Origin of the sequence: Burkholderia sp. Ac-20384 (assembly GCF_017104605.1) — a bacterium.
GTDB lineage: Bacteria > Pseudomonadota > Gammaproteobacteria > Burkholderiales > Burkholderiaceae > Burkholderia > Burkholderia lata.
In genome coordinates this window covers 1-6,654 of sequence record NZ_JAAGPE010000399.1, presented here as the reverse complement: position 1 = coordinate 6,654, position 6,654 = coordinate 1, and the positions used below count along the sequence as shown (strand labels likewise).

Here is a 6,654-nt window from a genome sequence, read left to right as displayed (position 1 = left end):
TTTGTTCGCCCGCGCGCCCGCGCGGGCGAACACCGCCCCGCGCGCACCGGCGGCCGCCGGCGACGCGGCCGAGCAGCACCACGAGATTCAGAACAAAGCGATGCCGGGCGCAAGCACCGGCACGCCCCCCGGAACGGCCGCCGCTGGGCCCGCCGTTTCCGGCTCTCGCAGCGTTTCACCCAGCGCATCCACCTTGATCCAGATGAGGAGTTTCATGCAGCGCGCCACCAAGATAGTCGCCACGATCGGCCCGGCTTCCAGTTCGCCGGAGATTCTGCTGCAGATGATGCAGGCGGGCCTCGACGTCGTGCGGCTCAATTTTTCGCACGGCACGGCCGACGATCACCGCCAGCGCGCCGAGATGGTGCGCGAGGCTGCCCGCAAGGTCGGCCGCGAGATCGCGATCATGGCCGACCTCCAGGGCCCGAAGATCCGCGTCGGCAAGTTCGAGAACGGCAAGACGACGCTCGAGCCGGGCCAGGCCTTCATCCTCGACGCGGGCTGCGAACTCGGCAACGACGAGCGCGTCGGCCTCGACTACAAGGAACTGCCGCGTGACCTGCGCACGGGCGACCTGCTGCTGCTGAACGACGGCCTGATCGTGCTGACCGTCGAGCGCGTGCTCGGCGACGAGATCCACACGATCGTCAAGGTGGGCGGCGAGCTGTCGAACAACAAGGGCATCAACCGCCAGGGCGGCGGCCTGTCGGCGCCCGCGCTGACCGCGAAGGACATGGAAGACATCCGCACCGCGATGTCGCTCGGCGCGGACCTGGTGGCGGTGTCGTTCCCGAAGAACGCGACCGACATGGAAATGGCGCGCCAGCTCGCGAACATCGCGGGCGCGCCGTACGGCATCAAGCCGAAAATGATCGCGAAGATCGAGCGCGCGGAAGCGATTCCGGCGCTGCAAAGCATCCTCGACGCATCCGACGGCATCATGGTCGCGCGTGGCGACCTCGCGGTGGAAGTGGGCAACGCGGCCGTGCCGGCACTGCAGAAGCGGATGATCCGGATGGCGCGCGAGTCGAACAAGCTCGTGATCACCGCGACGCAGATGATGGAATCGATGATCCACGCACCCGTGCCGACCCGCGCGGAAGTGTCGGACGTCGCGAATGCGGTGCTCGACGGCACCGACGCGGTGATGCTGTCGGCCGAGACGGCCGCCGGCAAGTATCCGGTCGTCACGATCGAGACGATGGCGGCCGTGTGCGTCGAGGCGGAAAAGTCGGAGCACGTCGAGCTGGACAAGGATTTCCTCGACCGCACGTTCACGCGGATCGACCAGTCGATCGCGATGGGCGCGCTGTTCACCGCGTACCACCTGGGTGCGAAGGCGATCATCGCGCTGACCGAATCCGGCGCGACCGCGCTGTGGATGTCGCGCCACTACACGCACGTGCCGATCTTCGCGCTGACGCCGCGCGTCGGCAGCGAGCGCACGATGGCGCTGTACCGCAACGTGACGCCGCTGCACGTCGACTTCAACAGCGACCGCGACTCGGCGCTGCAGGCGGCGCTCGAAATCGTCGTCAAGCAGGGCTACGTGCAGCACGGCGACATGGTCGTGCTGACCGTCGGCGAGCCGATGGGGCAGGCGGGTGGCACCAACACGCTGAAGATCGTGCGGGTCGGCGAGCACTATTGAGCGCCGACTGAGCATCGGGCCGGCCTGCGGGCCGCCCGCCCGGATCGGCTGAAAAATCGATCCGGCACCGTTTTTCATGCGAAAGCCGCGTGGGGTCCGAAGCCCCACGCGGCTTTTTTTCTCTTTTTTGCCCGCATTGTGCCGTGCGAACGTAACAAATTGCGAGTCGGCGCCACCGGGCGGTCGGAATCGGAGGCGCTTCGCGATAAAATGCGGCTATTCGACGCTCAGCCGCGCCGCGCCACCCCGGAGTCGAACGGGAGCGAGCGCCGCGCCGGCGTCAGGGCGCACCGGTTTTCATTCCAAGGAGTTCCACAATGCCTCTCGTATCAATGCGTCAATTGCTGGACCACGCGGCAGAGCACGGTTACGGCCTGCCGGCCTTCAACGTGAACAACCTGGAGCAGGTCCAGGCGATCATGGCGGCGGCGGACCAGGTTGGCGCGCCCGTGATCATGCAGGCATCGGCCGGCGCGCGTAAGTACGCGGGCGAGCCGTTCCTGCGCCACCTGATCGAAGCAGCCGTCGAGTCGTACCCGCACATCCCGGTCGTGATGCACCAGGATCACGGCCAGTCGCCGGCAGTCTGCATGGCCGCGATCCGCAGCGGCTTCACCAGCGTGATGATGGACGGCTCGCTGGAAGCCGACGGCAAGACGGTCGCGTCGTACGAGTACAACGTCGACGTGTCGCGCAAGGTCGTCGAGATGGCGCACTCGATCGGCGTGACGGTCGAAGCCGAACTCGGCGTGCTCGGCTCGCTCGAGACGATGAAGGGCGACAAGGAAGACGGCCACGGCGCGGAAGGCACGATGACCCGCGAGCAGCTGCTGACCGATCCGGAGCAGGCTGCCGACTTCGTGAAGCTCACGCAGTGCGATGCACTCGCGATCGCGATCGGCACGTCGCACGGCGCATACAAGTTCTCGAAGAAGCCGACGGGCGACATCCTGTCGATCCAGCGCATCAAGGAAATCCACGCGCGCATCCCGAACACCCACCTCGTGATGCACGGTTCGTCGTCGGTGCCGCAGGAACTGCTGGCCGAGATCCGCGAATTCGGCGGCGACATGAAGGAAACCTACGGCGTGCCGGTCGAGGAAATCCAGGAAGGCATCAAGCACGGCGTGCGCAAGATCAACATCGACACCGACCTGCGTCTCGCGATCACCGGTGCGATCCGCCGCTACCTGTTCGAGAACCCGGGTAAGTTCGATCCGCGCGACTACCTGAAGCCCGCGCGCGAAGCGGCGAAGCAGGTTTGCGTCGACCGCTACCTCGCGTTCGGTTGCGAAGGCCAGGCCGGCAAGATCAAGCCGGTGTCGCTCGACAAGATCGCCGAGCAGTACAAGTCCGGTGCGCTCGCACAGGTCGTGCGCTAAGACTGTAGTACGATTGCCGCGCCGAAAGGCAAAGGCAAGGCTGTTCGGCCGGGTTTGATCCGGCCCCACAGCCGCTCCGTCCGGCCGAACGAGGGCCGGCCGGCAACCGCCCGGGCGCTGTCGTCCGGCCGGTTCGCCGACGTATTGCAAGACCGCCGTTCCCGCCTGCCGCGGGGAACGGCGTTTCCCTTTTTGTTTGGCTCCTTATCTGCGAAAAGACGATGTCTACCCTCTACGAATCCACGCTCCGCTCGCTGCCGCTCCTCGGTCGCGGCAAGGTCCGCGATAACTACGCGGTCGGCAACGACAAGCTCCTGATCGTCACGACCGATCGCCTGTCGGCATTCGACGTGGTGATGGGCGAGCCGATTCCGAACAAGGGCCGCGTGCTGAACCAGATGGCGAACTTCTGGTTCGACAAGCTCGCGCACATCGTGCCGAACCACCTGACAGGCGACGCGCCGGAAGCCGTCGTCGCGGCCGATGAGGTCGAGCAGGTGAAGGGCCGCGGCGTGGTCGTCAAGCGCCTCGAGCCGATCATGATCGAAGCGGTCGTGCGCGGCTACCTGGCCGGCAGCGGCTGGAAGGAATACCAGGCGTCGGGCGCCGTGTGCGGCGTGCAGCTGCCGGAAGGCCTGCAGAACGCGCAGAAGCTGCCCGAGCCGATCTTCACGCCGGCCGCGAAGGCCGAGATGGGCGAGCACGACGAGAACATCACGTTCGAGGAAACCGAGCGCCGCATCGGCACCGAGCTGGCCGCGACGATCCGCGACATCTCGATCAAGCTGTACAAGGAAGCGGCCGACTACGCGGCCACGCGCGGCATCATCATCGCCGACACGAAGTTCGAATTCGGCCTCGACAACCACGGCCAGCTGTACCTGATGGACGAAGTGCTGACGGCCGATTCGTCGCGCTTCTGGCCGGCCGACCAGTACGAAGTCGGCACGAACCCGCCGTCGTTCGACAAGCAGTTCGTGCGCGACTGGCTCGAGGCGCAGCCGTGGGGCAAGACGGCACCGGCGCCGGCGCTGCCGGCCGACGTCGTCGAGAAGACGGCCGCGAAGTACCAGGAAGCGCTCGAGCGCATCACGGGCCAGGCGCTCGCCTGATCGGGCTTTGCATGGGACCAGAGTGAGTGCTGAAGCACTGACTCTGATCGACAGGAACTGAACAAATGAGTGAAATCCAGACTGCCCACACGCACAGCGCGCCGCTCGTCGGCGTGCTGATGGGATCGAGTTCCGACTGGGACGTGATGAAGCACGCGGTTGCCATCCTGCAGGAATGCGGCGTGCCGTACGAAGCGAAGGTGGTGTCCGCGCACCGGATGCCCGACGAGATGTTCGACTATGCGGAGAAGGCGCGCGAGCGCGGGCTGCGCGCGATCATCGCGGGCGCCGGCGGCGCCGCGCACCTGCCCGGCATGCTGGCCGCGAAGACCACGGTGCCGGTGCTCGGCGTGCCGGTCGCGAGCAAGTACCTGAAGGGTGTCGATTCGCTGCACTCGATCGTGCAGATGCCGAAGGGCGTGCCCGTCGCGACGTTCGCGATCGGCGAGGCCGGCGCTGCGAATGCCGCGTTGTTCGCGGTGTCGATCCTGTCCGGCAACTCGGTCGACTATGCGAACCGCCTCGCCGCGTTCCGCGTGCGCCAGAACGAAGCCGCGCACGCGATGGTGCTGCCGCCGCTGGAATGACGGCGCACCGGCGGCCGCGCGTCGCGGCTGCCTGACCTCCCCACTGCGGCGGGCAGCGCCCGCCGCGACCGACCACTGACATGACCGCAACTCCTGATTCCGTTTCCCCGATCCTGCCCGGCGCGTGGCTTGGCATGGTCGGCGGTGGCCAGCTCGGCCGCATGTTCTGCTTTGCTGCCCAGTCGATGGGCTATCGCGTCGCCGTGCTCGATCCCGATCCGACGAGCCCCGCCGGCGCGGTCGCCGACCGCCACCTGCGCGCGGCCTACGACGACGAAGCCGCACTCGCCGAACTGGCCGACCTGTGCGAGGCGGTGTCGACGGAGTTCGAGAACGTGCCGGCCGCGAGCCTCGATTTCCTCGCGCGCACGACGTTCGTCGCGCCGGCCGGCCGCTGCGTCGCGGTCGCGCAGGACCGGATCGCGGAGAAGCGCTTCATCGAAGCGTCGGGCGTGCCCGTTGCGCCGCACGTCGTGATCGAATCGTCGGCGGCACTCGCCGCGCTCGACGATGCCGCGCTCGACGCGGTGCTGCCGGGCATCCTGAAGACGGCGCGCCTCGGCTACGACGGCAAGGGCCAGGTGCGGGTGAGCACCGCGCAGGAAGCGCGCGACGCGCATGCGGCGCTGAACGGCGTGCCGTGCGTGCTCGAGAAGCGCCTGCCGCTGAAATACGAAGTGTCGGCTCTGATCGCGCGCGGCGCGGACGGCCGTTCGGCCGCGTTCCCGCTCGCGCAGAACGCGCACCACAACGGCATCCTCGCGCTGACGGTCGTGCCCGCGCCGGCCGCCGATGCGGCGCGCGTCGAAGAGGCGCAGCAGGCCGCCGTGCGGATTGCCGATACGCTCGGCTACGTCGGCGTGCTGTGCGTCGAGTTCTTCGTGCTGGAAGACGGTTCGTTCGTCGCGAACGAGATGGCGCCGCGCCCGCACAACTCCGGCCACTACACGGTCGATGCGTGCGCAACGAGCCAGTTCGAGCAGCAGGTGCGCGCGATGACGCGCATGCCGCTCGGCAATCCGCGCCAGCATTCGCCGGCCGCGATGCTGAACATCCTCGGCGACGTGTGGTTCCCGAACGGTGCGGCGGCCGATGCCGTCACGCCGCCGTGGGACACGGTCGCGGCGATGCCCACCGCGCACCTGCACCTGTACGGCAAGGAAGATGCGCGCGTCGGCCGCAAGATGGGCCACGTGAACTTCACGGCCGAAACGCGCGACGAAGCCGTTGCCGCGGCCACCGCGTGCGCGCAGCTGCTGCGCGTGCCGCTCGACTGAGCCAGCCGATGTCCATCGATCTCCCGAACTCCGTGACGGCCGCGCAGATCGACGCGGCCGCCGCGCTGCTCGATGCGGGCCAGCTCGTCGCCTTTCCGACCGAAACCGTCTACGGGCTCGGCGGTGACGCGGCGAATCCCGAGGCCGTCGCGCGCATCTACGCGGCGAAGGGGCGGCCCGCGAATCATCCGGTGATCGTGCACCTGCCGCCGGGCGGCGATCCCGGCTACTGGGCCGACGATCTGCCGGCCGACGCGCAGGCGTTGATCGATGCGTTCTGGCCGGGCCCGTTGACGCTGATCCTGAAGCGCCATGCGCGCATTCCGGACGCCGTGAGCGGCGGCCAGGATTCGGTCGGGCTGCGCTGCCCGTCGCATCCGGTCGCGCAGGCGCTGCTGGCCGCGTTCAGCGCGCGGCGCGGCGGGCACGGCGGCGTGGCTGCGCCGTCCGCTAACCGGTTCGGCCATGTGAGCCCGACCACCGCGCAGCACGTCCGCGACGAATTCGGCGACACCGTGCACGTGCTGGACGGCGGCGCATCGGAAGTCGGTATCGAATCGACGATTCTCGACCTGTCGCGCGGCTTCCCGGCGCTGCTGCGCCCGGGCCACGTGACGCCGCAGCAGATCGCCGCCGTGCTCAGCT

The 6,654-nt window shown here is 68.1% G+C and carries 7 protein-coding genes; 6 read left to right on the top strand and 1 reads right to left on the bottom strand.

The window, feature by feature from the left end:
* Positions 1–87 precede the first annotated feature (87 nt).
* A complete protein-coding gene (locus G3O00_RS44005; RefSeq protein ID WP_260865387.1) occupies positions 88–216 on the bottom strand; it encodes a hypothetical protein in 129 nt (42 codons plus the stop codon).
* Here G3O00_RS44005 and pyk point away from each other — a divergent pair.
* The 6 genes from pyk to G3O00_RS38170 form a co-directional block, all read left to right on the top strand.
* On the top strand, positions 215–1,651 hold the full coding sequence (gene pyk / locus G3O00_RS38195; protein WP_011353067.1) for a pyruvate kinase: 1,437 nt from the start codon (positions 215–217) through the stop codon (positions 1,649–1,651). The two genes, G3O00_RS44005 and pyk, sit on opposite strands and share 2 nt — an antisense overlap.
* A 317-nt stretch (positions 1,652–1,968) precedes the next feature.
* Complete coding sequence (gene fba, locus G3O00_RS38190) at positions 1,969–3,033, top strand: class II fructose-bisphosphate aldolase (RefSeq protein ID WP_011353066.1); 1,065 nt, start codon at positions 1,969–1,971, stop codon at positions 3,031–3,033.
* Positions 3,034–3,254: 221 nt separating this feature from the next.
* Positions 3,255–4,145 (top strand): phosphoribosylaminoimidazolesuccinocarboxamide synthase, encoded by an 891-nt coding sequence (locus tag G3O00_RS38185; RefSeq protein WP_011353065.1) that lies wholly within the window; start codon positions 3,255–3,257, stop codon positions 4,143–4,145.
* 65 nt (positions 4,146–4,210) lie between these two features.
* Complete coding sequence (gene purE / locus G3O00_RS38180; protein WP_206146103.1) at positions 4,211–4,732, top strand: 5-(carboxyamino)imidazole ribonucleotide mutase; 522 nt, start codon at positions 4,211–4,213, stop codon at positions 4,730–4,732.
* A gap of 80 nt (positions 4,733–4,812) precedes the next feature.
* Positions 4,813–6,009: a 5-(carboxyamino)imidazole ribonucleotide synthase gene (locus G3O00_RS38175; RefSeq protein ID WP_174930659.1), complete on the top strand. Its 1,197-nt coding sequence runs from the start codon at positions 4,813–4,815 to the stop codon at positions 6,007–6,009.
* Between the two features lie 8 nt (positions 6,010–6,017).
* Positions 6,018–6,654, top strand: a 637-nt coding sequence (locus tag G3O00_RS38170; protein ID WP_206146102.1) for an L-threonylcarbamoyladenylate synthase, incomplete at its 3' end; no start/stop codon positions are given.

Coding starts and splice junctions, on each gene's coding strand:
- purE (WP_206146103.1), top strand. CDS start 4,211: ATGAGTGAAATCCAGACTGCCCACACGCACAGCGCGCCGCTCGTCGGC.
- G3O00_RS38175 (WP_174930659.1), top strand. CDS start 4,813: ATGACCGCAACTCCTGATTCCGTTTCCCCGATCCTGCCCGGCGCGTGG.
- G3O00_RS38185 (WP_011353065.1), top strand. CDS start 3,255: ATGTCTACCCTCTACGAATCCACGCTCCGCTCGCTGCCGCTCCTCGGT.
- pyk (WP_011353067.1), top strand. CDS start 215: ATGCAGCGCGCCACCAAGATAGTCGCCACGATCGGCCCGGCTTCCAGT.
- G3O00_RS44005 (WP_260865387.1), bottom strand. CDS start 216: ATGAAACTCCTCATCTGGATCAAGGTGGATGCGCTGGGTGAAACGCTG.
- fba (WP_011353066.1), top strand. CDS start 1,969: ATGCCTCTCGTATCAATGCGTCAATTGCTGGACCACGCGGCAGAGCAC.